The sequence below is a fragment of the Helicobacter burdigaliensis genome, assembly GCF_003670295.1.
In the GTDB taxonomy this organism is placed as follows: Bacteria; Campylobacterota; Campylobacteria; order Campylobacterales; family Helicobacteraceae; genus Helicobacter_D; species Helicobacter_D burdigaliensis.
Genome location: NZ_QXJG01000050.1, coordinates 1 through 1,070, shown reverse-complemented (window position 1 = coordinate 1,070; position 1,070 = coordinate 1). Strand labels below are relative to the sequence as shown.

The following is a 1,070-nucleotide window of genomic DNA, read 5'->3' as shown; positions in this document are numbered from 1 at the left end:
TTAGTTATAAAAGTGCATTTTTAAAAAAAGCAAAATATTATTACAGAAAAAGAGAAGACGGAAGTTCAACATTGGATAACTCTATTAATAAAGAGTATTTTTTAGGAACAATAAAGCTTGGAACTTTGGAATTGCTTAAAAAAAATAATATTATTAATGTACAATTTGTATGTCTTTATCATATTTTTTGGCAGATTAAATTCATTGTTAATTCTCCTGAAAAACTTTCTATGTTGAGTAAGGAAGAGAAAGAAGAATATTTGAGATTATTGGATGAGAATTTCTCTTATATAGAAGAACAAACTGTTATGAAATTTAATATGGCAGGATGTTGGTTTTTTTATAAAATAGGAATGTTGAATTGTTTTAAAAAGAGTATGCCTAAGGAGTTTTATGTATATTTAGAGGAAATTAATGATCATAAAAGAACAATAACATTGAAGGTGTTTGAAACAGCATTGAATGATTTTACTAGTATGCAAATAGATAAACAAGAACTGTTTCCATATAATATAAAAATTTTGAGCTTTAATTTTTTAGATAGAGTTTTTATTTATGAAAAAAGGATGAAATTTTATATTTCTGAGGAGGCAAAATATTTTAGTGTAGATAAAAAAGGAGTTATAGCAGCTATCTCTGTAAAAGGAAAAATATTTAATGGTTATGTGAATATAAATAATATTTTCAAGCATACTATATGTGCCAATGAAAATATTTGGATGCTTATGGATAGAGACTGTAAAGCTGATGATAATGCAGAGCATTTGTATAGATATATCATGCAAAATCATCCTGAGCAAAAAATTATTTTTGCATTGAGAAAAGATAGCGAAGATTGGGATAGATTAGAAAAAGAAGGTTTTAAATTAGTAGAGTTTGGAGGTCAGGATTTTAAGAAAATATTCAATAAGGCCAGTAAAATAATTAGTTCTCATTGTGATAATTATGTGGATATGCAATTAAATAGTCATACTTTAAACTCTAAAGAATTTGTATTTTTGCAACATGGTGTAACCCATAATGATGTCTCTAGTTGGTTAAATCAAAGAAAAATTGATCTTTTTATAACT

The 1,070-nt window shown here is 25.6% G+C and carries 1 protein-coding gene; it reads left to right on the top strand.

Annotated elements, in window-relative coordinates; genetic code table 11:
* Positions 1-1,070: CDP-glycerol glycerophosphotransferase family protein (locus EBF09_RS08980; protein ID WP_198672584.1), on the top strand; the 1,070-nt coding region annotated here is incomplete at both ends.